The sequence below is a fragment of the Pyruvatibacter sp. genome (assembly GCF_040219635.1).
Classification (GTDB): domain Bacteria; phylum Pseudomonadota; class Alphaproteobacteria; order CGMCC-115125; family CGMCC-115125; genus Pyruvatibacter.
In genome coordinates, this window is the sequence record NZ_JAVJSC010000002.1 from 310,234 (window position 1) to 335,482 (window position 25,249).

General features: G+C 60.1%; 25 protein-coding genes and 1 tRNA gene. 5 read left to right on the forward strand and 21 right to left on the reverse strand.

The genetic code is table 11. From position 1 onward, the window contains the following. Positions 1–2,319: a GumC family protein gene (locus RIB87_RS02555; RefSeq protein ID WP_350143175.1), complete on the reverse strand. Its 2,319-nt coding sequence runs from the start codon at positions 2,317–2,319 to the stop codon at positions 1–3. 218 nt (positions 2,320–2,537) lie between these two features. Here RIB87_RS02555 and RIB87_RS02560 point away from each other — a divergent pair, with 218 nt between their 5' ends. From RIB87_RS02560 to RIB87_RS02570, 3 genes are read left to right on the forward strand one after another with little or no spacing between them, the layout of a single operon-like run. After that, a complete protein-coding gene (locus RIB87_RS02560) occupies positions 2,538–3,215 on the forward strand; it encodes a polysaccharide biosynthesis/export family protein (protein WP_350143177.1) in 678 nt (225 codons plus the stop codon). A 12-nt stretch (positions 3,216–3,227) separates the two neighbouring features. Beyond that, positions 3,228–4,469: a glycosyltransferase family 4 protein gene (locus RIB87_RS02565; RefSeq protein ID WP_350143179.1), complete on the forward strand. Its 1,242-nt coding sequence runs from the start codon at positions 3,228–3,230 to the stop codon at positions 4,467–4,469. Next, positions 4,441–5,715 (forward strand): O-antigen ligase family protein, encoded by a 1,275-nt coding sequence (locus RIB87_RS02570; protein ID WP_350143181.1) that lies wholly within the window; start codon positions 4,441–4,443, stop codon positions 5,713–5,715. The genes RIB87_RS02565 and RIB87_RS02570 overlap by 29 nt, the downstream gene beginning before the upstream one ends. Positions 5,716–5,773: 58 nt before the next feature. Here the strand turns inward: RIB87_RS02570 and RIB87_RS02575 are convergent. From RIB87_RS02575 to RIB87_RS02605, 7 genes are all read right to left on the reverse strand, one after another. After that, positions 5,774–5,850 (reverse strand) — tRNA-Pro (locus RIB87_RS02575). A gap of 125 nt (positions 5,851–5,975) precedes the next feature. Further along, on the reverse strand, positions 5,976–6,467 hold the full coding sequence (locus RIB87_RS02580; protein ID WP_350143183.1) for a MerR family transcriptional regulator: 492 nt from the start codon (positions 6,465–6,467) through the stop codon (positions 5,976–5,978). Between the two features lie 61 nt (positions 6,468–6,528). After that, positions 6,529–6,867: an integration host factor subunit alpha gene (locus RIB87_RS02585; protein WP_350143185.1), complete on the reverse strand. Its 339-nt coding sequence runs from the start codon at positions 6,865–6,867 to the stop codon at positions 6,529–6,531. Between the two features lie 120 nt (positions 6,868–6,987). Then, on the reverse strand, positions 6,988–7,956 hold the full coding sequence (locus RIB87_RS02590) for a beta-ketoacyl-ACP synthase III (RefSeq protein ID WP_350143187.1): 969 nt from the start codon (positions 7,954–7,956) through the stop codon (positions 6,988–6,990). Further along, positions 7,953–9,023, reverse strand: coding sequence for a phosphate acyltransferase PlsX (gene plsX, locus RIB87_RS02595; RefSeq protein WP_350143189.1), 1,071 nt, complete (start codon positions 9,021–9,023; stop codon positions 7,953–7,955). The genes RIB87_RS02590 and plsX overlap by 4 nt, the downstream gene beginning before the upstream one ends. A gap of 172 nt (positions 9,024–9,195) precedes the next feature. Continuing rightward, positions 9,196–9,744, reverse strand: coding sequence for a YceD family protein (locus RIB87_RS02600; protein ID WP_350143191.1), 549 nt, complete (start codon positions 9,742–9,744; stop codon positions 9,196–9,198). Next, positions 9,737–10,369, reverse strand: coding sequence for a ubiquinol-cytochrome C chaperone family protein (locus tag RIB87_RS02605; RefSeq protein WP_350143193.1), 633 nt, complete (start codon positions 10,367–10,369; stop codon positions 9,737–9,739). The genes RIB87_RS02600 and RIB87_RS02605 overlap by 8 nt, the downstream gene beginning before the upstream one ends. A gap of 95 nt (positions 10,370–10,464) precedes the next feature. On the opposite strand from RIB87_RS02605, the gene RIB87_RS02610 reads away from it, so the two are divergent. After that, the gene (locus RIB87_RS02610) at positions 10,465–10,977 is read left to right on the forward strand and encodes an outer membrane protein assembly factor BamE (protein ID WP_350143195.1); all 513 of its coding nucleotides are present in this window, start codon (positions 10,465–10,467) and stop codon (positions 10,975–10,977) included. Between the two features lie 275 nt (positions 10,978–11,252). Here the strand turns inward: RIB87_RS02610 and RIB87_RS02615 are convergent, their stop codons facing one another. The 9 genes from RIB87_RS02615 to glyA all read right to left on the reverse strand — a co-directional run bounded on the left by RIB87_RS02615 (position 11,253) and on the right by glyA (position 20,462). Further along, positions 11,253–13,370 (reverse strand): sodium-translocating pyrophosphatase, encoded by a 2,118-nt coding sequence (locus tag RIB87_RS02615; RefSeq protein ID WP_350143197.1) that lies wholly within the window; start codon positions 13,368–13,370, stop codon positions 11,253–11,255. 262 nt (positions 13,371–13,632) lie between these two features. Further along, positions 13,633–14,625: a thiamine-phosphate kinase gene (gene thiL, locus RIB87_RS02620; protein ID WP_350143199.1), complete on the reverse strand. Its 993-nt coding sequence runs from the start codon at positions 14,623–14,625 to the stop codon at positions 13,633–13,635. Further along, positions 14,626–15,129: a transcription antitermination factor NusB gene (gene nusB, locus RIB87_RS02625; protein WP_350143201.1), complete on the reverse strand. Its 504-nt coding sequence runs from the start codon at positions 15,127–15,129 to the stop codon at positions 14,626–14,628. It abuts the gene before it with no gap. A gap of 13 nt (positions 15,130–15,142) precedes the next feature. After that, the gene (gene ribH, locus RIB87_RS02630; protein ID WP_350143203.1) at positions 15,143–15,613 is read right to left on the reverse strand and encodes a 6,7-dimethyl-8-ribityllumazine synthase; all 471 of its coding nucleotides are present in this window, start codon (positions 15,611–15,613) and stop codon (positions 15,143–15,145) included. Further along, entirely contained in the window at positions 15,610–16,743 is a 1,134-nt protein-coding gene (ribB, locus tag RIB87_RS02635; protein WP_350143205.1) for a 3,4-dihydroxy-2-butanone-4-phosphate synthase, read from the reverse strand. The genes ribH and ribB overlap by 4 nt, the downstream gene beginning before the upstream one ends. Before the next feature lie 60 nt (positions 16,744–16,803). Further along, positions 16,804–17,421: a riboflavin synthase gene (locus RIB87_RS02640; protein ID WP_350143207.1), complete on the reverse strand. Its 618-nt coding sequence runs from the start codon at positions 17,419–17,421 to the stop codon at positions 16,804–16,806. A gap of 7 nt (positions 17,422–17,428) precedes the next feature. Continuing rightward, positions 17,429–18,562 carry a bifunctional diaminohydroxyphosphoribosylaminopyrimidine deaminase/5-amino-6-(5-phosphoribosylamino)uracil reductase RibD gene (gene ribD, locus RIB87_RS02645; RefSeq protein ID WP_350143209.1) on the reverse strand — a complete coding sequence of 378 codons (1,134 nt, stop codon included), beginning with the start codon at positions 18,560–18,562 and terminating at the stop codon, positions 17,429–17,431. Between the two features lie 79 nt (positions 18,563–18,641). After that, complete coding sequence (gene nrdR, locus RIB87_RS02650) at positions 18,642–19,112, reverse strand: transcriptional regulator NrdR (protein ID WP_350143211.1); 471 nt, start codon at positions 19,110–19,112, stop codon at positions 18,642–18,644. 45 nt (positions 19,113–19,157) lie between these two features. Further along, on the reverse strand, positions 19,158–20,462 hold the full coding sequence (gene glyA / locus RIB87_RS02655) for a serine hydroxymethyltransferase (RefSeq protein WP_350143213.1): 1,305 nt from the start codon (positions 20,460–20,462) through the stop codon (positions 19,158–19,160). A gap of 429 nt (positions 20,463–20,891) precedes the next feature. Between glyA and RIB87_RS02660 the strand changes: the two genes are divergently transcribed. Further along, positions 20,892–21,335: a Ros/MucR family transcriptional regulator gene (locus tag RIB87_RS02660; RefSeq protein ID WP_350143215.1), complete on the forward strand. Its 444-nt coding sequence runs from the start codon at positions 20,892–20,894 to the stop codon at positions 21,333–21,335. A gap of 48 nt (positions 21,336–21,383) precedes the next feature. Here the strand turns inward: RIB87_RS02660 and RIB87_RS02665 are convergent, their stop codons facing one another. The 4 genes from RIB87_RS02665 to RIB87_RS02680 all read right to left on the reverse strand — a co-directional run bounded on the left by RIB87_RS02665 (position 21,384) and on the right by RIB87_RS02680 (position 25,183). After that, entirely contained in the window at positions 21,384–21,605 is a 222-nt protein-coding gene (locus RIB87_RS02665; protein WP_350143217.1) for a DUF6898 family protein, read from the reverse strand. Between the two features lie 6 nt (positions 21,606–21,611). Continuing rightward, positions 21,612–22,832, reverse strand: a complete 1,221-nt coding sequence (hemA, locus tag RIB87_RS02670; RefSeq protein WP_502943200.1) for a 5-aminolevulinate synthase — start codon at positions 22,830–22,832, stop codon at positions 21,612–21,614. A 213-nt stretch (positions 22,833–23,045) separates the two neighbouring features. Further along, on the reverse strand, positions 23,046–23,834 hold the full coding sequence (locus tag RIB87_RS02675; RefSeq protein WP_350143221.1) for a glycerophosphodiester phosphodiesterase family protein: 789 nt from the start codon (positions 23,832–23,834) through the stop codon (positions 23,046–23,048). A 26-nt stretch (positions 23,835–23,860) separates the two neighbouring features. Beyond that, the gene (locus tag RIB87_RS02680) at positions 23,861–25,183 is read right to left on the reverse strand and encodes a L,D-transpeptidase family protein (protein ID WP_350143223.1); all 1,323 of its coding nucleotides are present in this window, start codon (positions 25,181–25,183) and stop codon (positions 23,861–23,863) included. Between the last annotated feature and the right edge of the window lie 66 nt (positions 25,184–25,249).

A 25,249-nucleotide genomic window follows, 5' to 3' on the forward strand; every position in this document is an offset into this window, starting at 1 on the left:
TTACTGGATCTGAATGAGACCGGCGGCCTGCGTTTGCGGCAGCCCGTCTGCAAGAGGCTGGCTGCCCCGCATCAGCACCAGCGCTGTGTCGGCGGCGGCATCGAACGACCTGTTCAGTCCGTAGGCCGCACCATCCGGATCGCCGACGAGCACAAGCTGTGCGGTTTGGGCAACCGCCTCAAGCGCGCTGCGAATTGTCGTTGGATCATCACTTACGGGAATACTGCCCCAGCTTATGAACCGTGCCGTTGAATGTGCATCACGGCGCGTCACGTGTTCAAAACCGGCATGCCGTGCAACCACATCCGTAAAGCCCGCGTCGGGCCGTGCGCCACCGCCAATCACCACAACGCTCACGCCCTGCTGTGACAACAGCCGCGCAAGGCCTGCCAGGTCGCGCCCGTCCCGATTGCCACCGGCCACCCGCACAATGCGGCTTGACCGCCGCGCGCCCGACAGAACAGGCCGCGAGGCGACAAATCGCAGAATATCCTGTGCCGCCTGCCCAAGCAGCCACTGGTCATGCTGCGTCATGGTCGGGCTGCCAGGAAGCCGCGTCACCATTTGTGTTACCGGAACCCGACGCCGAACCTGCTGATAGGAATACGCGTGCTCTAATGCCTGTGGTGCTGCCTGTGGTGCTGCCTGCTGTGCGGGGTAAGCGGCACGTGGGGGCTTATACTGCTCACCGTACCGATGGACAGGGCCATAGCCCGTCCCATCTGCGAGGCCATCTGCCAGGCCATCTGCAGAACGATAGGCAGGATAAAAAGCGGCGTGTGCAGGCTGTTGGTATGCCGTCTGCCCATCCCCCTGCTGTCCGCCATAGGCTGGCTGAACAGGCACCTGTTGGTCGTAACTTGCCGGGGACGCCACAAAGGGCTGAGACCTGAACGAAGGCTGGCGCGACGCAACCGGCGTTGCCAGCGGTGCAGCCGCCAACATCTCAGTACCCAGAACAATAAGCAGGCTTATGGTCAAAGACGCCATGAAAGCCAGCATCAAAATGGGAGCTTTTTGAGGAAACGATGCGCTTTCCGGCGTTTCAGCACGCGAAATGACGCGCGCTTCCGGCCGCTGAATTGAACGGTCGTCGCGCGCACCGGCCTCGCTTGCCCGCAGCAGAAACGACTCAAGCAATCCGCGATTGGCACTTGCTTCACGCTCCAGCGACTGCAATTCGGATTCGCGTTGTTTTTCCGTGCTGACTTCCTTTTTCAGGCCCGCGATAGACCGGCGCAACGCCGTCTCGCGCGCCGCCGCCACACGCACTTCGTTTTCAAGCCGCCGAACAATTTTTCCGACCTCAGCACCAATGGCACGCCGCAGATCATCAAGCTCCGCCTGACGCGAAATCATGTCGGGGTGCTGCGGCAGCAGGTCAGCGGAAAGTTCCGTGATCTGACGTTGCAGCGCCACCTCCTGCTCGCGCAATTGCTGGATCAGATTGCTGTCCAGAACCTCAGACGAGGTTTCAATACCCGCAGGCGAATTGAGCAACGCCCGCGCACCATCAAGCCGCGCACGAGCTTCCGCCTTGGCAGCGCTGGCCAGAATAAGCTGCGTATTGAGCTCAGACAGTTCTTCTGTTTTCAGCAGGTTGCCGTTGGTTTCAAACAGCCCGTTCTGGCGGCGAAAAGTCTCTACGGCTGCTTCCGACGCCTGCACATCGCCGCGCAGTTTCTCAACTTGCTGGTCAAGCCACGAACTGGCTCGCCGCGTGACAGCGACCTGCGCATCAAGCTGGCCGGAGACATACAGATCAGCAATCGCGTTCGCCACAATCATGGCACTGCGCGGATGCTCAGCCCAAAAATCGACTGCGATCACACGGGACTCGCCAAGCTGATACACATTCAGGCGCTCGAAATAGGCATCCACAACATCCGCACGGTTGGCAGCTTTTTTTGCACCCAGCCCAAACAACCCGCCACCCGACGAGGAAAACTCATCCCATGTCTCCAGCTTCAGCGCAGTAATGACGCTGTCTGCCAGGGTGCGTGACAGCAGCACCTGTATCTCGCTCTCGATTTTTTGCTGGTCGGCCTCGCGCACATTTTGCGACGACAGCGGCACGGTAGGGTCCGCCGTGCGACCCTCAATCAGTATGCGGACTTCGCCCGTATAATGCGGTGTCACCATGCTGACCGCGACATAGGCCAGCACAACACCCGCACTCACAAACAGCATCAAAAACCACTTGCGCGCCCACACCCGCACCAGAAGCGACCAGATGTCGATTCCGTCGGCACCACTCCCCTCTGAGGATGCCTGCTGCATGTCGCGGTTGGCCACGCCGTAGGTCATAGTCTGGCTCACATGCTCCTGCTGCGGGCACGCGCGACCGAATCGCCGGGCGCGCATTTACGTTTCAATCCTGTTTTTTAACGGGCTTAAGGTAACCGGGGTGTTAACCGCCCCCGTTTTTGGCTTGTATCGCCGCAAAAAGTATCCGCGCAGGTGCTGCCGCGCTAAGGCGATGGTAACTGTGCCCGTTCTAGTCTCGCACACTCGACCTACGACAAACGGGTGATGCGGTGACGGTTCTGCATATTTCATATCGGCTGAAAACAGCGCTTGCGGCAATGCTGTGTGCGGCGCTGGCGGGCTGTGGCACTTTTGCAGGCCAGCCACATACAGCCCCGCAAGCTCCCCTGCCTGCGCACCCCAATGCGGCCCAGAATACCCAGGCACAAGCCCCGGCACAGGCCCAGGCACAGGCGGGCGCACCGCTGATGCAGCGCCCTGGCGCCACCTCCCAATACCGCCTTGATGCTGGTGACGAACTGCGCGTGATCGTGTTCGGCCAGGAAAATCTGTCCGGCACGTTCCGCGTGGATGATGGCGGCGCCATCACCATGCCGCTGCTGCCGCCGCTCATCGTGCGCGGCCAGACCGCCCATGAAGCCAAGCGCAACATTGAACAAACGCTGGCGCAAACCCTGCTGCGCAACCCCAACGTCTCCGTTGAGGTGTCAGCCTTTCGTCCGTTCTTCATTCTGGGCGAGGTCAACGCGCCGGGCCAGTACCCGTATGTAGCGGGCATGACCGTTGAAACCGCTGTCGCCATTGCCGGTGGGTACACCTACCGGGCCAACAAATCCCGTGCCCGCATTACCCGCGGCACACCAGCCACAGGTGGCGAGTTCAAGACCGATACAAGCGCGCAGATAATGCCGGGCGACACGGTGTTTATCCGCGAACGCTTTTTTTAAGGGGGTACACAGATGGCCTCCCTCATGCCGGTAAAACCACGCGGCACGGATAGCCGCCTCAACATCATGCATGTTTTTCGCGCACCCGCAGGCGGCCTGCTGCGCCATGTGGAAGATCTGGTACGCGGACAAATTGCCGCCGGGCATCGCGTGGGTATTCTGTGCGCCTCAAACGGCACCTGCGATTCAGCAACCGCCCGACTTGAGGCTCTGCGCCCCGGCCTGCGTCTGGGATTGCGGCGCATTCCTATTTCCCGCATTGCACACCCACGCGACCTTGCTGCAATCGCAACCGTCCGTACGCTGCGCTCTGAACTTCACCTGGACATATTGCATGGCCACGGTGCCAAAGGCGGCATGATGGCGCGGCTGGGCGTACACCGCCCGCCTGCCAACGTGACTGCAGGAACGCCCGACCGCCAGGCCCGCGCTATTTACACGCCCCATGGCGGTTCACTGCACTACGATACGCGCTCGCTTGCGGGCATATTGTATCTGGGCGCTGAGCGCCTGCTGAACCGCCGCACCGATGCGTTCATTTTTGAAAGCATGTTTGCGCGCGAAGCCTTTGCCATGAAGGTTGGCACGCCGGCCGCCTATTCCAGCATTGTGCACAACGGTGTGGGCGAAGGTGATTTCCGCCCGCTGCCGCCCGCGCAAAAACGCTATGACATTGCCTTTGTCGGCGAGCTGCGCCTGCTCAAGGGTGTGGACGTGCTGCTTGATGCGCTCGCAGCGCTAGCCGGCCGCAATCTGCGCACGGTGATCGCCGGTGATGGTCCTGACCGCGAACACTTTATACGCCGTGCCTGTGACCTGGGGCTTGCTCCGCAGGTTACGTTTCCCGGTGCTAAACCAGCCCGCGAGATATTTGCACAGGCCCACATGGTAGTGGTGCCGTCGCTGGCGGAGTCACTCCCCTACATTGTGCTTGAAAGCATCGCCGCCGGTATGCCGGTTGTCACAACCCGCTCAGGCGGCATTCCTGAGATTTTTGCAGGCCGTGAAAACCAGCTTGTGCCCCCTGGCGATGCGCGTGCCCTTGCGGCTGAACTAACCCACACCCTCGACCACCGCGAACAGGCGCTGGAAACAGCCCTCGAAATGCGTCAGGACATCGCCCGCCGGTTCTCCGTCGGCACCATGGTGGAAGGTGTTGATGATGTGTACCGCACCGTAATGGCCGACAGTAAGGCCCGCGACGAACGCATTCTTGACGCGTCGCATGGCCAGCAGACCACTGCCGGTGCCTGACATGGGCGCGGGTGTACACACGGCTGGTGCACCAGCGCACACTTTCACCAGCACCACCAACATTGCCAACTCTACTTTCATCAGTGTACTGCTGTTTTGTGCTCTGTCTGTGTCGCATTACGTGTTGCGCGAGCCGTCTCCCTATGACCTGGCAGTCATTGCAATCGCGGGTGTCGCCTTTGTGTTCGGGATGCGCATTCCCGCAGGCGTGGCCCTGCCCTTCGGTCTGCTTTCGTTGGTGCTGCTGGGCTATATGATCGGCGGCACCAATGCGCGGTACATCGATCTGTCCATCACCTTCATGCAGACCTCTACATTTCTGACCCTCACATTCGTTTTCTTCACCAGCGTTGTGGCGGCCTCCCCCGACAAGGCGTTGCGCGCCATATGGGGCGGGTATCTTGTGGCGGGAATGAGCGCCGCCATGCTGGGTATCGGGGCCTATCTGAATGTCATCCCCGGCGGCGAAATACTGCTGGGCGCAGGACGTGCCAAAGCCCTGTTTGAAGACCCCAACGTGTACGGACCGTTTCTCGTGGCGCCGACACTCTACGCCGTATGGCGCATGACCACGCGCAGTGCGGCCGCCACAGTTTTTTTCTGGGGCCCGATCGCCACCATTCTGGCGCTTGGCCTGTTTCTCAGCTTTTCGCGCGGCGCATGGATACATCTGCTGGTATCAGCCGGAGTTTTTGCCCTGCTCACCAGCATGGCACCCCAGGCGCGCGGTCAGCGCGGGCGCATTGTGCTTATTCTCATTCTGCTCGGTGTGATGCTGACCATGGCCATTGCCTGGGCACTGACCATTCCCGAAATCCGTGACCTGCTGGGCGATCGGCTGGGCCTGCAAAGCTACGACACCCGCGAAGGCGGACGTTTTTCGGGCCAGCTTGCCGCCCTGAAAATGGCCATGACCAATCCGTTTGGCATCGGCCCCAACAACTGGGGCATGTTGGCGGGTCAGGACACCCACAACATTTACCTCAACGTGTTTGTAGGTGGCGGCTTCATCAGCCTTGTGGGTCTTGTTGGCGCATTTGCCATCACCATGGTGCGCGGCTGGCGCTATGCGCTTAACGGTCCGCGCCGGGGCGTGTTCATTGTCGCCTACGCCACCCTTGCCGGCCTGTTTGGCGAAGCCATAATCATCGACGTCAATCACTGGCGGCACATGTATGTGCTGATGGGCATTGTCTGGGGCCTGATGCTGGCCCTGCCGCCGGCACAGGATGCAAAACAGCCATAACAAAACGGGCCGCACCTGACAGTTGCCAGATCCGGCCCGCTATGCGGCTTTTGCCGATTGGTCGGAGCGGCCGGATTTGAACCGACGACCCCTTGTCCCCCAGACAAGTGCGCTACCAGGCTGCGCTACGCTCCGTTAAGATCAGCGGCGGGCGAAGGCCCACATGCCGCCGGGAGGGAGGCGGACTATAGGGGCGGTTCTGCCCTATCGCAACGCCGCAAACCCCAGAAAATTGCCACACGGTCGCGGCACCTTTCAGACTAGAAAACGGCGGGTTGCCGCGCCGCCTCAATCCGGCTTTTCAGCCCCTCAAGTTCTTCAAGGATGCGCTCAAGTTCATCCATCTGCTCTTCGGTGAGCGGCTGGGGCGGAAACGGTGCAGGCGCAATATGCGGCTTTACAGGGTCTGGTGCGGCGGCTTCCTCAGCCCCCTCATCCATATCCTGTGTGGCCTCCGCCTCGGCAAGCTCGGCTTCATATTCCTCACGGCCAATTTCGCTGACATGGCGTACGCCCTGCTCGCGAAACACCTTCTGCACGCCCTTGATGGTGTAGCCGTCGTGATACAGCAGCGTGCGGATGCCGCGCAGCAGGTCCACGTCTTCGGGCCGGTAATAGCGTCGGCCACCGCCGCGTTTCAGCGGCTTGATCTGTGTGAACTTGGTTTCCCAGAAACGCAGAACATGCTGCGGCACGTCGAGGTCAACAGCCACCTCTGAAATGGTGCGGAATGCATCGGGAGATTTTTGCATACTTTGTGAACCTCCCGGTCCACCCGCGCTGTCTCCGGAATCCGGGCTCAACGCTTATGTCTCACACAGTCTCAGGCGTTGCGGAACTGTCCGTCATGGCATCACGCGCCGCAGACTTGTTGACCCGGTCCTTGAGAACATGGCTGGGGCGGAACACCAAAACACGGCGCGGTTTGATTGGCACCTCTTCGCCGGTCTTGGGGTTGCGCCCGACACGCCCGCCTTTCTCCCGCACGGAAAAAGCACCAAAGGATGACACCTTCACGGTTTCCCCCTGCTCAAGGCTAGACGAGATTTCTTCGAGCACCCGTTCCACAAAATCCGCGGATTCGTTACGGGACAGGCCGACTTCCTGATAGACGGCCTCGCTCAGATTGGCGCGTGTAAGTGTCTTGCTCATGATTCTCTATTTGTACTCCGGCGTCGCTTTGCCCGCAATGACCTTACAGCCAGACAAAAGCCAATGCCACCAGTGACTTAAACTAATATGTTAACGCAAATTGCGGCTCCAAAGTGGCCTTTACCAGCGGACCAGGGCTGACCCCCAGGTAAACCCGCCACCCATCGCCTCGAGCAGTACCATGTCGTTCTGCTTGATCCGCCCGTCCCTGCGGGCCACATCCAGCGCCAGCGGCACTGAGGCTGCGGACGTGTTGGCGTGCTGGCCGACCGTCATCACCACCTTTTCCGGTGGCAGACCAATGCGCTTTGCCGTGGCATCCAGAATGCGCCGGTTGGCCTGGTGCGGCACGAACCAGTCGATGTCGGCAGCGCTCAGCCCGGTGGCATCCAGCGCCTCGTCAATCACGTCGGCTATATTCACAACCGCATGACGAAACACCTCCCGGCCTTCCATGCGCAGATGCCCCACCGTGCCACGCGATGGCCCGCCGTCCACATACAGCTTATCGCGGTAGCGCCCGTCTGAATGCAAGTGCGAGGTCAGGACGCCACGATCATCCGTGGTGCCCTCGCCCTCACCCGCCTGCAACACCAGCGCCCCCGCGCCGTCGCCAAACAGCACAGCCGTGGTCCGGTCTTCCCAATCGAGAATGCGCGAGAAGGTTTCAGCGCCGATAACAAGCGCTGTCTTGACCTGCCCCGCCTTGATGAAGTTATCCGCCGTTGCCACCGCATACACAAAACCCGAACACACCGCCTGCATGTCAAACGCAAACCCGCGCTCAATGCCAAGCGCCGCCTGCACGACGGTTGCCGTCGCGGGAAACGTATCGTCCGGTGTTGCCGTAGCCATGACAATCATGTCCACGTCATCCGCATGCACTTGGGCGTCCGCAAGCGCGGCTTTGGCAGCCGCAATGGCAAGGTCGGATGTCATCTCGCCGTCAGCAGCAATGTGGCGCTGGGTAATGCCGGTGCGGGCCACAATCCACTCGTCCGATGTATCCACCAAAGTCGCCATCTCGGCATTGGTGACGATGCGCTCAGGCAGATACGCGCCTGTGCCCCTGACGATGGATCGGATCATGATGCGACAGGCTCCGGTTCGGCTGTAGCCTCACCCGCAGACGCCTCATCGGTGTGAACCGTTTCAAGATCAGCCGATATTTTTTTGATGATGTCATGGCGGGCCATATCGATGGCCAGATCAAGCGCACTTGCGATACCCGCAGCCGTTGCCGACCCGTGGCTTTTCACCACCACGCCGTTAAGCCCCAAAAACACACCGCCATTGACGCTGCTGGGGTCCATCCGCTTACGCAGCACGTTGAAAGCGCCGCGTGCCAGCAAATAGCCGATGCGCGAAGCCAGCGACCGGCGCATGGCGTTGGACAGATAATCCCCGATCAGCCGCGCCGTGCCTTCGGCGGTCTTGAGGGCAATGTTGCCGGTGAAGCCGTCGGTCACCACAACATCCACCGTGCCTTTTGAAATGTCGTCGCCTTCCACGAACCCGTAAAACTCAAACTCAAGGTCCGTGTTGCGCAGCACCTGCGCGGCACCCTTGACGTTTTCGTTGCCCTTCATTTCTTCGGCACCGATGTTGAGCAGGCCAACAGTCGGCTTGGGCTGGCCCAGCGCTGTACGTGCCATGGCCTCGCCCATGATGGCGAAATTGACGAGGTTCTTTTCCTCGGCCACCACATTGGCCCCCACATCCAGCACGATGCTTTCACCACGCATGGTGGGCCAGATGGCGGCGAGTGCCGGACGGTCGATGCCCGGCATGGTCTTCAAAATCATCCGCGACATCACCGTCAGCGCGCCGGTATTACCGCACGACAACGCCGCCTGCGCGCGGCCCTGCTTTACCGCATCAATCGCCAGCCACATGCTGGAAACGCGCCGCCCGGCCCGCAGGGCCTGGCTGGGCTTGTCCGACATTGATACCGCCACATCGGTGTGGTGAATGCTCGATACAGCTTTCAGCTCAGCGTCTGTCTCCAGCAGCGGGGCCAGCAACTTTTCATCGCCATGAAACTCGTAATGCACATTCGGATGGCGGATGCGGGCAAGGGATGCGCCGCCGACCACAGCCTCAGGGCCAAGATCGCCGCCCATAGCGTCCAGCGCGATGGTAATGCCGCCAGCCAAGCGCAACTCCGCTTCATGATTGGTGTCAGTGGCGCATAAAGCCATGACACGAAAATGACCGCACGCCCCGAAGCGAAGGATTCCACGAATCGTGAACTCACCTGTCCGGCGCACGCGGCTGCAACATAAAGCAACCCCCGGCTAACTCAACCTTAGGGTTAACTGCTTGAAATTACTTGTCTTTATCTTGCAGCTTCAGCGCTGCCAGTACCGCGAACGGGGATGGCTCATCAGGCAGCGATGCCTCGTCCGGCAGGCTCGCATCGCGGTGACGCGGATACGGATCAAGCGCCAGCGACAGATACTGAACCACAGCCTCCCCCGCATCGAGTATTGAGCCTGTATCACCGCCCAAAGCCTCCGGCGCATCCTCGTCAGACGACGGGTCAGACAAGACCTCGCCTTTCGACGCATCCTCCTCGATCATCCGTGCGGGCAGATAGCGAATGTCGAACTCATCTTCCACATGGGCTGATACCGGCTCCAGCGAAACCACGCAGGTCTGGATAACATCCGCGCTGAATGTGCCGTGCAATTTGGCCCCGAAACTGCGCCACGGCGTCACGCGGATTTTGATGTCCATCTGCTCAATGGCCTGCAGATCAAGTCGCCTGGCAACCGCTGCCAGTTCGTCTGCCGTGGGCCGCAGCGGCCGTTCAATGCCGGTGCCCGGCAGACTCGCGACATCAACACGATAGGAAAACTCAGGCACTTCAGACATCGCCGTCACCCTTGGCAGTGGCAATGGCGGGAAAGTGCAACTCGCCTTCCATCAGCCGGTCCAGCGACTGTATCCCAAGGTCGGCGCGGGCCTGGCGAATATAGGCGGCGATAACCGCAACGCCGGTGGGGTTCGGCGCAACACCTGCATAGATGTTGCGTCCAACAGCATCGCGCAACGCTGCCGGGTCTGCGTCAGCAAGCGCTTTTTCATACGCATCCGTGCGGCCATAAAACTTGGAGGCCATTTTCTGAATGCGCTTGCCGATGCCCATGTCGCCCACTCCCATTTCGCGCAGGGCATGGTCCATATCCCTGAACATATGGTCAAACAGGTCCTGCGACAGCGCCTGCGCGGCCTCGCCGCCACCGCGCAACCGGGCATTCACCAGATATGTATGCAGCGTCACCATGTCGAAACGGCCTTCAACGGTGTCGGGAACGCCAAGCTGCGCGTAAAAATAGGGGTCGCGCGCCTGGGCCATGATCACGCCATACAGCGCGTCCAGCACCGGCTTGTTGCGTCGGGCTGCCCTGAAAGGTGCCAATATCCGCTGCATCACCATGAGGTATCCGCTTTCGTAGGTCTTAGCTGCGCCCGCCTGAGACGCTTCACAGGAGGGCATTAAGCCCAAAGGCCCCTCTTGCCAAGCGGCGCGCGGCTCTTCATGTATTGTCACTCAAAAATTGGCAGCACCGCTTTGGCTTCATGGAGAGAGATGTGCGCAGGCTCACGAAAAACCAACTGCGGCCGATTGGCCCCCTCAAGCAGACCCTGCCCCTCAAACAGACACTGGCAGCCGCAGCGCTTGCCGGACTGATGGTGGCCTGCGCCCCTGTTGTGAGCCAGCGCGGCTACGTGCCCAACGAGGATTTGCTGGCCGAAATCCGCGTCGGCATCGACAACAAGGACAGCGTGCTGACCACATTCGGGTCACCCTCCACCCTGTCCACGGTGGATGGCGGCACCTGGTATTACATTTCCAGCATCGAAGAGCAGTTTGCGTTCTTCCGCGAGGAGACCGTGGACCGCGAAATTGTCGCGGTTTATTTTGACGAGGATAACAACGTCAAACAGCTTGGCTATTTCGGGCTGGAAGACGGCAAGATCGTCAATTTCATCGACCGCGAAACACCCACCCGCGGCAAGGAGCTGACGTTCCTGCAACAAATGTTCGGCAACCTCGGCCGCTTCGGCTCCGGCACCCGCGCCGACCCGACGCCGGGTCTGTAGCCGGCTACAAGCTGCCCCTGGATACCGCGATCAAGTCGCGGTAAGGCAAAAGTGGGAAGTTAGGGTTCCCCTCACTCTCACTTGCTTCCCCGCAGCTCGACCACGGAGCCCAGAGCCCCAAGCCACGGCAGAAGTGGGAGGTTAGGGCTCGCCGCACTCTCACTTGCCTCCCCGTGGCTTGACCACGGGGCCCAGAGCCCCTTTCCACAGCCACAAGAAAAAAGGCGGCGTCCCGATCAGGACGCCGCCTTCTTGTTTTGCTAAAGCCCTAAACCCTAGTGAGCAAGCACCGCCAGCAGCAGCAATGCCACGATGTTGGTGATCTTGATCATCGGGTTCACCGCCGGACCGGCAGTGTCCTTGTAAGGGTCACCCACCGTATCGCCGGTGATGGCCGCCTTGTGAGCATCAGAGCCCTTGCCGCCATGGGCACCGTCTTCGATCACCTTCTTGGCGTTATCCCATGCACCGCCACCGGCAGTCATCGAGATAGCCACGAACAGACCTGTCACGATCACACCCAGCAGCATGGCACCAACGGCTGAGAATGCCGCCGACTTGTCTGCCACCCACATGATGATGAAGTACAGCGCCACGGGTGACAGCACCGGCAGCATGGACGGTACAATCATCTCGCGGATAGCCGCCTTGGTCAGCAGGTCAACGGCCTGCTTGTAATCAGGCTTCTCCGTGCCCTGCATGATGCCGGGCTTTTCTTTGAACTGACGGCGCACTTCTTCCACGATGGCCGCAGCCGCACGGCCCACAGCCATCATGCCCATGGCCCCGAACAGGAACGGCAACATGCCGCCGACCAGCAAACCAACCACGACGTAAGGGTTGGACAGCGAGAAATCGACGTTGATGCCTGCAAAATACGGATACGTTGCCGGATCAGCCGCGAAGAACTTCAGATCCTCCGTATAGGCCGCAAACAGCACCAGCGCACCCAGACCGGCAGAACCAATGGCATAGCCCTTGGTTACAGCCTTGGTGGTGTTCCCCACAGCATCCAGCGCGTCAGTGGTCTTGCGGACGCTTTCGTCCAGCTCGGCCATTTCAGCAATGCCGCCTGCGTTGTCCGTCACCGGACCAAACGCATCAAGCGCCACAACCATGCCCGCAAGCGCCAGCATGGTGGACACTGCAATGGCAATGCCGAACAGACCCGCAAGGTTGAAAGTCACAATGATGCCCGCAACAATGACGATGGCAGGCAGCGCCGTTGCTTCAAGCGACACAGCCAGACCCTGGATCACGTTGGTGCCGTGACCGGACACAGATGCCTGCGCCACGGACTGCACCGGACGGTAATTCGTGCCCGTGTAGTATTCAGTGATCCAGATGATGAGACCCGTAATCACCAGACCCGCAACACCACAAAGATACAGGCTCATGCCGGTAAAGCTGAGACCGCTGGCCAGCGTATAGGTGGTATCCAGACCAACCACATAATCAGTGGTGAAGTAGAGCGCGATCAACGACAGCACTGCTGATGCAATAAAGCCCTTGTAGAGCGCCCCCATGATGGAGCCGTTCGAGCCAAGCCGCACAAAGAACGTGCCGATGATCGACGTCACGATGCAGGTGGCACCGATAACCAGCGGATACAGCATCATCGTTTCACCGGCAGCGCCAACGAAGAAGATGGACGCCAGAACCATGGTGGCGACAATCGTCACCGCATAGGTTTCAAACAGGTCAGCCGCCATGCCCGCGCAGTCGCCCACGTTGTCGCCCACATTGTCGGCGATGGTGGCGGGGTTGCGGGGGTCATCTTCGGGGATGCCCGCTTCGATCTTGCCCACAAGGTCGCCGCCCACATCCGCACCCTTGGTGAAGATGCCGCCGCCAAGACGCGCAAAGATTGAAATGAGGGAGGCACCAAAGCCAAGCGCCACCAGCGCATCAATCACCTGACGCGAATTGGCTGCATGGCCCAGCGTGTCGGTCAGCACGGTGTAATAAACCGCCACACCGAGCAACGCGAGACCGGCCACCAACATGCCGGTGACAGCACCGGATTTGAACGCGATGTTGAGGCCCGCGGCCAGGCTTTCGGATGCCGCCTGCGTGGTACGCACATTGGCGCGCACCGACACAATCATGCCGATATAGCCGGCGATACCCGACAGCACGGCACCGGCAGCAAAGCCGATAGCCGTCAGCATACCCAGCAACCACCAGACGATGGCGAAAATCACGATGCCCACAATGGCAACCGTGGAGTATTGACGGTTGAGGTAGGCAGCAGCGCCTTCCTGAATTGCGCCTGCAATTTCTTGCATGCGCGCATTGCCCGCGCTTGCCGCCAGAACCGAGCGAATAGCCCAGGCCCCATAGACAAGCGACAGAGCGCCAGCGGCCAGAATGGCCATCATCGTCGTGCTCATTTGCGTGTGCTTCCTAATGTGGCAGCCGGTTGGCCCGGCAGCCTTTGAGTTTTGGTTAAACAACTGAGCGGTGGATTTATGGCAGGCGTGAAAAAGCCGCTAATCCGGCCCGTCACGCCCTGTCGTCCCCACCCCTGAAGATCGCGCGGAACATGCCAAATGTACCCCCACAAGGCAACCGGCGATGATGTTGAAGATCACGAGGGGTTAGCAGCGCCGCTGTACCCGGTCACCCATAGATGCTTGGACCGTCCGGAAACCGTCAGAAATGCCGGAACCCTGCACGTGGGACATCAATAACGCTGCCAGCCGAATCAACAACATCCACCCGGCCCGCCTCACCGGCCAGAATATGGCCTATGCGCGTCACCGGCGTATCGCTGGCACCCGATGCGGCAGCAATCGCCTCAGCAGCGTCGGCAGGCGCTGAAAACACAATTTCGTAGTCATCCCCTGCTCCCAGTAGCGACAGGCGCAATGCCGGGTCCGATTTGACCAGCCGTTGCGCTGAGGAAGACAACGGCACACGCTCAAGCTCAATACGGGCGCACAGCCCGGACATCTGCGTGAGGTGGCCCACGTCCGCCACCAGCCCGTCTGACACATCAAGCGCTGCCGTCGCAAACCCGGCCAGCGCTGCGCCAAACGCCACACGCGGGTGCGGCAGGTGATAGCGCTCTATCAGCGGCGTGCGACGGCCAAGGGCGACTGTACCCAGGTCACCGCGCAGGATTTTGAGGCCGAGGCCCGCGTCGCCAATGGTGCCGGTGACATACAACCCGTCGCCCTCGCCCGCACCATTGCGGCCCACAAACCCGCCATCGGCCACATGCCCAAGCGCTGTGAGTGAAAAACTGTCCGGCCCCGGCGTGCGGACCGTGTCACCGCCGATCAGCACCATGCCGTAAGTTTCAAGGTCTTGCGCGAGGCCGGCAGCAAAGGCGTCAAGCCAGGCAACGTCGCGGTTCTCATTGAAGGCAGCAGCCAGCAGGCAGCCATTTGGCACCACACCCTTGGCAACCAGATCAGACACATTCACCCGCACCAGCTTGCGCGCGATCAGGTCCGGCGGGTCGTCGGGCAGAAAATGCACGCCCGCGACGATCATGTCCTTGGTGATGCAGGTACGCTGGCCCGGCTCAGACGCGGGCACAAAACCCGCGTCATCACGCAGGCCAAGCCCGTGCGGCGCATCAGAGAGCGGCGCAAACAGGCGCGCAATAAGGGAAAACTCGCTGTCGGGCGGCACCGCCACCTAGGCCTGATCCAGCGTCTGCGACCCCAGCAGTTCGCGGGCCAGCCGGTCCAGCACCGCATTCACCACCTTGGGTTCGTCGCCGTCAAAAAAGGCGTGCGCAACGCTGACATACTCATTGATAACGGCCTTGGGCGGTACATCGCTGCGACCGTGAATCTCGAATGCCCCCGCCCGCAACACCGCGCGCAAGGTGGCGTCGAGACGCGGCAACCGCCAGCCTTGTGCAAGCGCACCGTCGATCGCCGGGTCAAGGTCGCCCTGCCGGTCAACAACGCCGCGCACGATCGACTCAAAAAAGTCCGCGTCTGCCGGCGCATCATCGCGGAGTTCCTGCGCCGTCTCGCCATCATAGGTACGGCCAAGGCGCGCGGCGCGGAACTCGGCAATGACATCGCCAATGTCGGCGCTGCCAATGTCCATCTGATACAGCGCCTGCACGGCAGCCAGCCGCGCATTGCTGCGTGCTTCGTGCGGCTCATAAGGCTTTGCTTTGGCGTTCAAGAGAGTTCCACCGCTAAAGTCCGTCCACGCGCATCGCGCGCTTGTGGGCAATCATGGCCAACGCCGCCACCGCAGCACCGCCGCCCTTGTTCTTGTCATCCACGTTGGCGCGCGCCCACGCCTGATCTTCGTTTTCAACGGTCTGAATGCCGTTGCCCAGCGCCAGCGCATGTTCGACGCTCAGGTCCATAAGCGCCCGCGCGCTTTCAAATGCAACAATATCAAAATGCGCCGTCTCGCCACGAATGACGCAGCCAAGCGTGACAAAGCCATCATACTGCTTCTGTCGCCCGGTCACAGCCATGGCACGTAGCGCATACACCACCGCCGCCGGTATCTCCAACACGCCGGGTACTTCCATGCGCTCATAGGTGCCGCCAACAGCTTCAATTTCAGCAATCGCACCGCGCGCCATCTCGTCCGTCAGTTCGGGATAGAAGCGCGCTTCAATGATGAGAATGTGGGGAGGTTTGGTGCCGGTCACTCGCCCGCCTCCTTCATCTGCGTAATGGGCCGCTGGCCGACAACTTCAAGCCCGTAGCCTTCAATGCCCACAATCGTCGGGTTGGGCGAATTGGACAAAAGCTCCATCTTCCGCACCCCCAGATCCAGCAATATCTGCGCGCCGATACCATATTCACGCAAACGCCGTGGCCCCTGCTCCTTACGGGTTTTCTCATCCATCAGCAGCATGTCAGACACAATGGTCGCGTCCGTATCGCGAATAATCACGATCACCCCGCGGCCTTCGTCTGCGATAGCCCGCATACTGTCCTCGATGATGCCCGCCCGGCCGCCCGAGCCCAGCAACAGATCATCAAACACATTGACCGCGTGCATCCGCACCAGCACCGGCTCGGCGGTGCTGACATCACCCTTTACCAGAGCCACATGCTCCGCATACTGAACTTTATTCTGATATACCATCATCTGCCATTCACCACCTGCTTCGCTGTGGAAGGGCTTTTCAATGGCACGGCTCATGAAATTATCGTGCTTGCGGCGATAGGCGATGAGGTCTGCGATGGTAGCAACCTTAAGGCTGTGCAACTGGGCAAACTGCACAAGGTCCGGCAACCGCGCCATGGTGCCGTCATCGTTCATGATTTCACAGATGACACCCGCAGGGTTAAGCCCCGCAAGCCGCGAAATATCAACAGCAGCTTCCGTATGGCCCGCACGCACCAGCACGCCGCCCTTGCGCGCCACCAGGGGAAACACATGGCCCGGCGTTGCAATGTCGGCATAGTTTTTGGTGGGGTCGATCGCCACCGCAATCGTGTGTGCCCGGTCATGCGCTGAAATGCCCGTCGTCACACCTTCGCGCGCCTCAATGGAAATGGTAAAGGCAGTTTGGTGGCGCGACTGATTGTGAGCCGACATCAGCTCAAGATTTAGCTGCGCCGCCCGGTCTTCGCCCATCGCCAGACAAATCAGCCCGCGACCATATTTGGCCATGAAGTTCACCGCGTCCGGCGTCGCCATTTGTGCCGGAATAATCAGATCACCCTCGTTTTCGCGATCCTCTGCGTCAACAAGAATGAACATCCTGCCATTGCGCGCGTCCTCGATTACATCCTCGATCGGAGACAGATAACTGGTAAATTCGCTCATGCGCAGGTGTCCTTTTTCAGCCCCGCACATATATGTGCGGTACGGCCTTGTTACTGTCTTTTATGCGTTATTGCCGGCAAGCGCTGCAACCTGACGGGCCACATAGCGCGCCAGCATGTCAATTTCCAGATTGACCGGGTCGCCGTTCGTGAGGTCGCCAAGCGTGGTTTCGCTTTGGGTGTGCGGAATGATGTTAACCCCGAAAGTGTCGTCCCCGACTTCGTTCACCGTCAGCGAGATACCGTCAATGGTGATTGAGCCCTTGGGCGCAATATACGCCATCATCTCGGCAGGTGCCCTGAATGTGAGCCGCCAGCTATCGCCCTCCGGCACGCTGGACAAAAGACTGCCAACGCCATCCACATGCCCGCTCACGATATGACCACCCAACTCGTCGCCCGCCTTCAGGGCGCGCTCAAGGTTGATGCGTGACCCAACACGCCAGCTTCCCAGCTTGGTGTGCGCCAATGTCTCGCCTGATGCTTCAACATCGAACCAGCATGTTTGTGCATCGCTGCGGCCTTTCCCTATCACCGTAAGACATGCCCCGGAACACGCGATGGATGCCCCCAAGGCAATACCGTCAGCGTCATAACGCGTGGCAATGCGAAACCGCGTGTCGCCACGCTCTTCTATCTCGGTGACTTTGCCGATGTCAGTGATGATGCCGGTAAACATTGAAGCCTTATGTCCTTACGCGCAGGCTGGTGAGCACATCTTCTCCAAGTGGCGTAACCGCCACCTGCTCGTAGCCCGCATCCAGATCAATATCGTCGAGCCCCAGACCGGCCACGGCGGAATACCCGTCGTCACCAATGATCTTGGGCGCCTGAAACCACTCGATACGATCAACCAGGTCCGCGCGCAACAACGAGGCAGCCAGCCGCGCGCCGCCCTCCACCATCACGCGCGTGATGCCAAGTCCCGCAAGCAACACAAGTGCTTTTGTCATATCCATGCGGTTGTCAGCACCCACAGGCACATCCACCAGCTCTACACCCAGATCTTCAAAGGCATCGTGACGATGCCTTTCAGCGTCCCCGCGTGTGAGAACGATCAGCCGATGCTCGCGCGCGCTTTGCACAAGTTTAGAAGTGAGCGGAAGCCGCAACCGCCCGTCTGCAATCACCCGGATCGGCGAACGGTGCGACAGGCCCGGCAACCGGCAGGTGAGTTGCGGATCATCCACAATGGCCGTGGCACTGCCAACCATGATGGCATCCGCCTGCGCCCTCATAAGGTGAGTGCGTTCGCGTGCCATGTCTCCGGTGATCCAGTGGCTCTTGCCGGTATGGGTGGCAATCTTGCCGTCCAGCGTTGACGCAATCTTGAGTATCACCAGTGGTCGCTGGGCCGTGACCCGTGTCATGAACCCCGCGTTGAGCTCACGGGCTTCGGCCTCAAGCACGCCGGCTGTCACCTCAATACCGGCACCCCGAAGCATTTGAATGCCCTTGCCATTGACGCGGTCGTCAGGATCACCGCACGCCACCACCACACGCGCCGCACCGGCTTCAATCAATGCCTGTGCGCATGGCCCGGTCTTGCCAGAGTGCGCGCACGGTTCAAGGGTCACATAGACAGTTGCGCCGCGCGTCTTGTTGCCTGCCCGCCGCAGCGCTTCGGTCTCTGCATGCGGACGCCCGCACGGCTGCGTCCACCCGCGCCCGACAACAATCGGTGTGCCCGCATCATCTGCAACAATAATGCAGCCTACGGACGGATTGGGCGCCACCTGCCCCAGCCCGCGCGCGGCAAGCGTCAGTGCAGCACGCATGAAGCGTGCATCCGTCTGCTGCTGTGTAAAACCTGCTGCCATCTGTGTGTCTCGGCATCAACGCCTGGCGGCACTGCCCAGCGTGACACCGAAACCGGCCACATGCCCGACGGCGAACCCGCTAGTCGTCCATTTTTTCGAGCGGGTCATTCAGGCCGCCCAGAAACTTTTCAAAATCCTTTGCTTCCCGGAAGTTCCGGTACACAGAGGCAAAGCGCACATAGGCCACTTCATCAAGCAGCTTCAAACGCTCCATAATCAACTCGCCAACCATCGAGGCCGGAATGTCACTCTCGCCGGTGCTTTCAAGCTGCCGGATAATGCCCGACACCATACGCTCCACCCGTTCAGGCTCAACCGGACGTTTGCGCAATGAGATTTGCAACGACCGCACCAGCTTGTCGCGGTCAAACGGTTCGCGCTTGCCGTTGCGTTTCACCACCGTGAGGTCGCGAAGCTGAACCCGCTCGAATGTGGTGAACCGCGCCCCGCAGCCGGTGCAAAAACGCCGCCGCCTGATCGCCGCTGCATCTTCGGTTGGCCGCGAGTCTTTAACCTGCGTGTCTTCGTTGCCGCAAAACGGACAGCGCATACCCTATCCCCTGATACTTTTGTTTTTGGTCCGTTTTTGGTGCCGCTAGCCGTAAATCGGGAATCGTGAACACAACTCCAGAACGCGCGCCTTGACGGAAGCTTCAACACTTCCGTTGTTATCGCCGTTCGCTACCAGCCCGTCCAGCACCTCGGTGATCAGATCACCCACGAGCGTGAACTCTGCCACACCAAAGCCGCGCGTGGTGCCCGCCGGTGTGCCCAGCCGCACGCCCGACGTAACCGCCGGCGGTTCGGGGTCAAACGGCACGCCGTTCTTGTTGCAGGTGATATGTGCGTTTTCGAGCGCTGCTTCCGCCACCTTGCCGGTGAGGCCCTTGGGCCGCAGATCAACCAGCATCAGGTGGCTGTCGGTGCCGCCTGACACAATGTCCACGCCGCCCTTTTGCAGCGATGACGCCAGCGCACGGGCATTGTCCACCACGTTGCGCGCATACAATTTGAACTCCGGACGCAGCGCCTCGCCAAACGCCACAGCCTTGCCGGCAATCACGTGCATCAGCGGTCCGCCCTGAATGCCGGGAAAAATCGCCGAATTGATTTTCTTGGCCAGCTTCTCGTCATTGGTCAGGATCATGCCGCCACGCGGACCGCGCAGGGTTTTATGGGTGGTGGTGGTGCAGACATCCGCAAACGGCAGCGGGCTGGGATAGACACCGCCCGCCACAAGGCCCGCGAAATGCGCCATGTCCACCATCAAAAACGCGCCAACTTCATCAGCGATGTCGCGGAACTTCTGGAAATCAATCACCGGCGAATAGGCAGACCCACCGGCAATAATCAGCGCCGGTTTGTGTTCACGCGCGAGAGCCGCCACTTCCTCATAGTCAATCTGCCCGTCCTGCTTGCGCACACCGTACTGCACAGGGTTGAACCACTTGCCGGACTGGTTGGGCTTGGCCCCGTGTGTCAGGTGCCCGCCTGCATCAAGGCTCATGCCCAAAATGGTATCGCCGGGCTTTATCATGGCCATCATGGCGCCCTGGTTGGCCTGACTGCCTGAGTTGGGCTGCACATTGGCAAAACCGCAGTTGAACAGCCTTTTGGCACGCTCAATAGCCAGCGTTTCAACCTCGTCCACAAACTCGCAACCACCATAATAGCGGCGACCGGGATAGCCTTCGGCATATTTGTTGGTGAGGACTGACCCCTGTGCTTCAAGCACGGCGCGGCTGACGATGTTTTCCGACGCAATCAGTTCAATCTGCGTTTGCTGGCGCTCAAGCTCACGACCAACCCATTTGGACACATCCGGGTCGGTGTCGGCAAGCGAGCGGCTGAAAAACGTTTCGGTTGAATATGGCTGGTCTGCGGTGTCCTGAAGCGACATGGGCGGCCCTCATCCTTGAAAAACGCAAATAGCGGGGACGACGCGGTTGAGATCGCGCCCCTTAAACACAGGAGGTAAGCCGGTTCCCCCGGCTAAGCAAGCCACCTGAGGCACATCTGCCGTGCGCATATAGTGTGTGGTGCGCACAGGCATACCACATGCCCCGTCGCTGAACACCAGCCTTGTGGCAACACTTTGTAGTTCCCCGCCCTCTTTTTTTGCCAGTGCAAACTGCATGGGCACGCGAACACCGGGTTTACGGCAATGTCTAAAGTCAAAACCGGTGCAACCGGCTGCGCCCGGAGCGCGAAAACACAAAACGGTCATTGTGTTTGTGTAAAGGGCCCCGCACAGCATGTTGCTATCAGTAACCGCGCGCGATATACGCATCGCAAGAAATAAAAACCCATGAACAAGGGCCGTCATAACATGAGTGACTTTGACAAAGACTTGGACGCTATGGACCGCGAAGAAATTGTCCGCCTTACCGCAGACGTGATCGCGGCTTATGTCAGCAATAACGAGCTTTCTCCAAGCGAGTTACCAGAATTGATTCGCACGGTGCATTCAGCTCTTGGTGGCGTCGGCAGTGTGGAAGCACAGGCCCCCGCCGAAAAGCAGAAGCCGGCCGTGCCCATTAAGCGGTCCATCACGCCGGACTACATCGTGTGTCTTGAAGACGGCAAACGCCTGAAAATGCTCAAGCGCTATTTGCGGTCGCATTACGACATGTCACCGGATGACTATCGCGCCAAATGGAACCTGCCGACGGACTACCCCATGGTCGCCCCCAACTACTCCAAACAGCGCTCCCAGTTTGCCAAGGACATCGGCCTTGGCACCGGCGGTCGTGGCGGTCGTGGTCGCCGCTAGACCTGCGCGCCCCACAGAAACAAGAAAAGGCGCCGGCCCGTCTTGGGTTCAGCGCCTTTTCTTTGGCTGGTCGGCGGCAAGTGCTTTTTCAAGCTTACGCAGGGCAATGCGTTGCAGGTCTGCCTGCGTTACCCGCGCATCTCCGACAATGGAAACTTCGGTGCCCGTCGCCTCGTCAACTGCGCTGACTTTGACATAAGCCCCCCGTGGCCAGAACTCAAAAATGACGCCGCCCCTGGCACCACCGGAGGGGAGGCGTGACCGGGCCATGCGGGGTCAGGCCGCCCGACTGCGGTCAATCTTGAACTCGACAAACACCTGGTCCAGCGCATCAACGAGAGTGGCGATTTTCGTGTCGTCGTGGAACGGCCCCGGCGTAAAGCGCAACCGCTCCGTGCCGCGCGGCACTGTGGGGTAATTGATCGGCTGCACATAGATGTTGTGCACCTCCAGCAACCGATCCGAGATTGCCTTGCACGCAACCGGGTCCCACACCATGACGGGCACAATATGGCTGGGGGTTTCCAGCACCGGCAGGCCGCGCTCTTTGAGAGCCGCCTTCAGCTTGGCAGCCTGTGCCTGCTGCGCCTCGCGCTCTACGTTGCTGGCCTTGAGATGCCGCACACTGGCAAGCACGCCTGCCGTCAGCACCGGCGACAGGGAGGTTGTGAAAATGAAGCTCTGCGCGTAGGAGCGCACCACATCCACCACGCGCGCCGAGGCGGCAATATAGCCGCCCATCACGCCAAACCCCTTGGCCAGCGTGCCTTCTATGATGTCCACCTTGTCCAGCACGCCATCACGGTCGGCAATGCCGCCGCCGCGTGCTCCATACAGGCCAACGGCATGAACCTCATCAAGATAGGTCAGCGCGTTGTATTTTTTGGCGAGGTCGCAGATAGCGCCGATATCGGCAATGTCGCCATCCATCGAATACACGCTCTCAAATGCCACCACCTTGGGCAGCGCCGGGTCTGTCTCAGCCAGCAACTCTTCAAGATGCGCCAGATCGTTATGGCGGAAAATGCGCTTGGGCCCGCCGCCATGGCGGATGCCTTCAATCATGGAGGCATGATTCATTTCGTCGGAAAAAATCACGCAGCCCTTGAGAATGCGCGCGAGACTTGAGAGCGTTGCCTCGTTGGCCACGTAGCCGGATGTAAACAGCAGGGCTGCTTCCTTCTGGTGAAGGTCCGCAAGCTCGCGCTCAAGCGAAATATGATAATGGTGTGTGCCGGAAATGTTCCGTGTACCGCCGGAGCCCGCGCCGGTTGTCTCAAGCGCCTCGTGCATCGCCGCCAGCACATCGGGGTGCTGACCCATGCCCAGATAATCGTTCGAGCACCACACGGTGATTTTGCCGTCCAGCGTACCGTCGATATAGCGGTTGGCGGTGGGGTATGCGCCCTGCTGACGCTCAAGCTCCGCAAACACGCGATACCGCCCCTCGGCGCGCAATGTGTCGAGGGCCCCCTGCAGGGCGGCGTCGTAATCAATCCGGTTCATGTTCGATCCGGTCCTTTCGTCTTCCCACCCGCCTGAACATACGCAGCGGACCTTCGGGTGACGTCATATTATTCCAGCAAACGTGCTGGATTCATTGACATAAATCTAGGACACGGAGTCCATATCCGCAAAGTGCGGATTGCCGCAGGAAAATGGGGGCCAATCCCCCCGATGTCCACCCCCGGCCGACCCCGGCAATCGGTTTTAGGCCCAAAGTCCGCGCTTTTGGAGCACATCACGCAGCACCGCTGGCCGGTCAGTCATCAGCCCGTCCACGCCCATATCCAGCAATCTGTTCATCTCGACAGGGTCATCAATTGTCCAGATATGCACCTGCAGACCATGATCATGGCAGCGCTCGACGAACGATTGGTTGCCCAGCGTCACACCAAACTGCACCACGGGTATCTGCGCTGCGCCCACATTCGTGAAGCGGCCTACCGGCACCCCCCAGGCTGAAAACCGCATCCGTGTTGTCGCCCAGGGTCCCATGCTGGTGCACAGCTTTGGTCCAAGCGCGTCGCGAAGCTGACCGATGCGTTTGTCTGAAAATGAGCCGACACATACCCGTTCAACAGCATTGGTACGCCTGATGACATCAATCAGCGGGCCCACGCAGGCATCGTGCTTGGGATCAATGTTGAAGCGTGCATCAGGGAACGACCCGATCAGATCCTCCATCAGCGGAATGGGTTCGCGGCCTTCAATGCGGGCGGGCGCAACCTGCGCATAATCCAGTTCTTCGATGGCGCCCGAATGCGACGTGACCCTGTCCAGCCTGTCGTCGTGGAAAGACAGCAGCACACCATCGCGCGTGGCATAGGCATCGGTTTCAAGATAGCGATAGCCCATGCCAACGGCCGCCTCGAAGGCGGCCATGGTGTTTTCGGGAAAATCCACAGCCCCGCCCCGATGCGCAAAGGCAAGAATGCCGTCATGCTCAAGATAGGCATAACGAGCGGGGCGGACGGGACGCTTTGAAGAACGAGTCATCTGCATACTCTAAAGCGAGACCGGCTTTAGAGCGATGCCTGCCGTCCGTCGCGCCCGTAAATATCATCGCGGAAATTGACCACGCCGTGCTCGTCCACCCAGCCGGTCAGATAGATCATGTACACCGGCACCGTCTCATCAAGGCGAATGTCCTTGCGGTCGCCACTGTTGACCAGTGCATCCACACGCGCCCTATCCCAGCCCTGCGGCTTCAGCAGCCACGTCGTGAGGTCATGCACATCTTCAACCCGCACACAGCCCGATGAGTTGGCGCGGATGTTGCGGCCAAACAGGCTCTTTGAGGGCGTGTCATGCAGATATACCGCATGAGGATTGGGGAAATGGATTTTGACCGTGCCCAGCGAGTTACGCGGGCCGGGGTCCTGCCGGAACAGAAATGAACTGCCGGTCGCCTGGTTCCAGTTGACGCTGTAGGGGTTCACTTCGCGCCCGCCATAACGACCGCTATACACCCGCATGTTGAGCCGCTTCAGATAGCTTGGGTCACGGCGCACCTGCGGCAGAATATCCTTGGTGGCGATGGACTGCGGCACATGCCAATACGGGTTGAAGGCCAAAAACGTGATCTTGGAGGTATATTCCGGGGTCTGACGATCCACCTTGCCGATGACAACCCGGTGTCGCCGTTCAACGCGACCGTTCGATACGGCTTCCAGCTTCTGGCCTGCGATGTTCACGAAGATGTAGCGATCACCCAGATTTTCAGACAGCTTGTTGATGCGCTTGAGGTTGCGCTCCAGCAACGCCAGCCGTGCCTTGGCGGACACATTCAGTGCGTCCAGCGTGCGCTTGCCGATAACGCCGTCGGGCAGCAAACCATTGCGCGCCTGAAAGCGCTGCACGGCCTTGGTGACAGTGGCATCAAACACGGTCGGGTTGCCGGCCGAGCCATCAAGGTCGCCGGTAGCAATCAACCGCTTGCGCAGCAGCGGCACACGGGCTTCGTCGATGGTGCCTTCTTCCAGCGGTTCACCGTCGGGAATGCGTTGCCAGCCGCCCCACTCCACGATGTTGGAATACATCGATATGGCGCGCAGCAGCGGCCAGTAGCCCGCATCCCCCAATGTCGGCGCGTCGGACAAGGGCGCCTTGGCATTTTCAAAATCTTCAATGCGGCGCGGCGCATCCCACGGGTCAATCCAGTCCACTGCCCAGGGATCATCCACAAAGGTCGAACTTGGGGATGCCTGGGTTGGGGCTGCCTGTTGGCCGCCGCCAAACACATCATAGGAGCGCGCCGTCTCGGCATTCGCTGCAACAGCCGCCAGCGCGCCAAGCGCCACAACGCTGAGGGCAAACAGGACGGTTTTGATCAAAGTGCGTGCCAAAGCGGAACAATCCCAATTCCAAAAGCCGTAAAAAGGGGGCAAACCCTTAGAATCCACTCATTCCCT

What these genes read in the sequence shown, in the direction of transcription:
- RIB87_RS02570 (WP_350143181.1), top strand. Translation starts at nt 4,441, where the DNA reads ATGGCCAGCAGACCACTGCCGGTGCCTGACATGGGCGCGGGTGTACAC.
- RIB87_RS02660 (WP_350143215.1), top strand. Translation starts at nt 20,892, where the DNA reads ATGAGTGACTTTGACAAAGACTTGGACGCTATGGACCGCGAAGAAATT.
- RIB87_RS02580 (WP_350143183.1), bottom strand. Translation starts at nt 6,467, where the DNA reads ATGCAAAAATCTCCCGATGCATTCCGCACCATTTCAGAGGTGGCTGTT.
- RIB87_RS02565 (WP_350143179.1), top strand. Translation starts at nt 3,228, where the DNA reads ATGGCCTCCCTCATGCCGGTAAAACCACGCGGCACGGATAGCCGCCTC.
- RIB87_RS02600 (WP_350143191.1), bottom strand. Translation starts at nt 9,744, where the DNA reads ATGTCTGAAGTGCCTGAGTTTTCCTATCGTGTTGATGTCGCGAGTCTG.
- RIB87_RS02675 (WP_350143221.1), bottom strand. Translation starts at nt 23,834, where the DNA reads ATGACTCGTTCTTCAAAGCGTCCCGTCCGCCCCGCTCGTTATGCCTAT.
- nrdR (WP_350143211.1), bottom strand. Translation starts at nt 19,112, where the DNA reads ATGCGCTGTCCGTTTTGCGGCAACGAAGACACGCAGGTTAAAGACTCG.
- RIB87_RS02615 (WP_350143197.1), bottom strand. Translation starts at nt 13,370, where the DNA reads ATGAGCACGACGATGATGGCCATTCTGGCCGCTGGCGCTCTGTCGCTT.
- RIB87_RS02590 (WP_350143187.1), bottom strand. Translation starts at nt 7,956, where the DNA reads ATGATCCGATCCATCGTCAGGGGCACAGGCGCGTATCTGCCTGAGCGC.
- RIB87_RS02605 (WP_350143193.1), bottom strand. Translation starts at nt 10,369, where the DNA reads ATGCCCTCCTGTGAAGCGTCTCAGGCGGGCGCAGCTAAGACCTACGAA.
- RIB87_RS02640 (WP_350143207.1), bottom strand. Translation starts at nt 17,421, where the DNA reads ATGTTTACCGGCATCATCACTGACATCGGCAAAGTCACCGAGATAGAA.
- RIB87_RS02665 (WP_350143217.1), bottom strand. Translation starts at nt 21,605, where the DNA reads ATGGCCCGGTCACGCCTCCCCTCCGGTGGTGCCAGGGGCGGCGTCATT.
- RIB87_RS02585 (WP_350143185.1), bottom strand. Translation starts at nt 6,867, where the DNA reads ATGAGCAAGACACTTACACGCGCCAATCTGAGCGAGGCCGTCTATCAG.
- ribD (WP_350143209.1), bottom strand. Translation starts at nt 18,562, where the DNA reads ATGGCAGCAGGTTTTACACAGCAGCAGACGGATGCACGCTTCATGCGT.
- ribB (WP_350143205.1), bottom strand. Translation starts at nt 16,743, where the DNA reads ATGAGCGAATTTACCAGTTATCTGTCTCCGATCGAGGATGTAATCGAG.
- glyA (WP_350143213.1), bottom strand. Translation starts at nt 20,462, where the DNA reads ATGTCGCTTCAGGACACCGCAGACCAGCCATATTCAACCGAAACGTTT.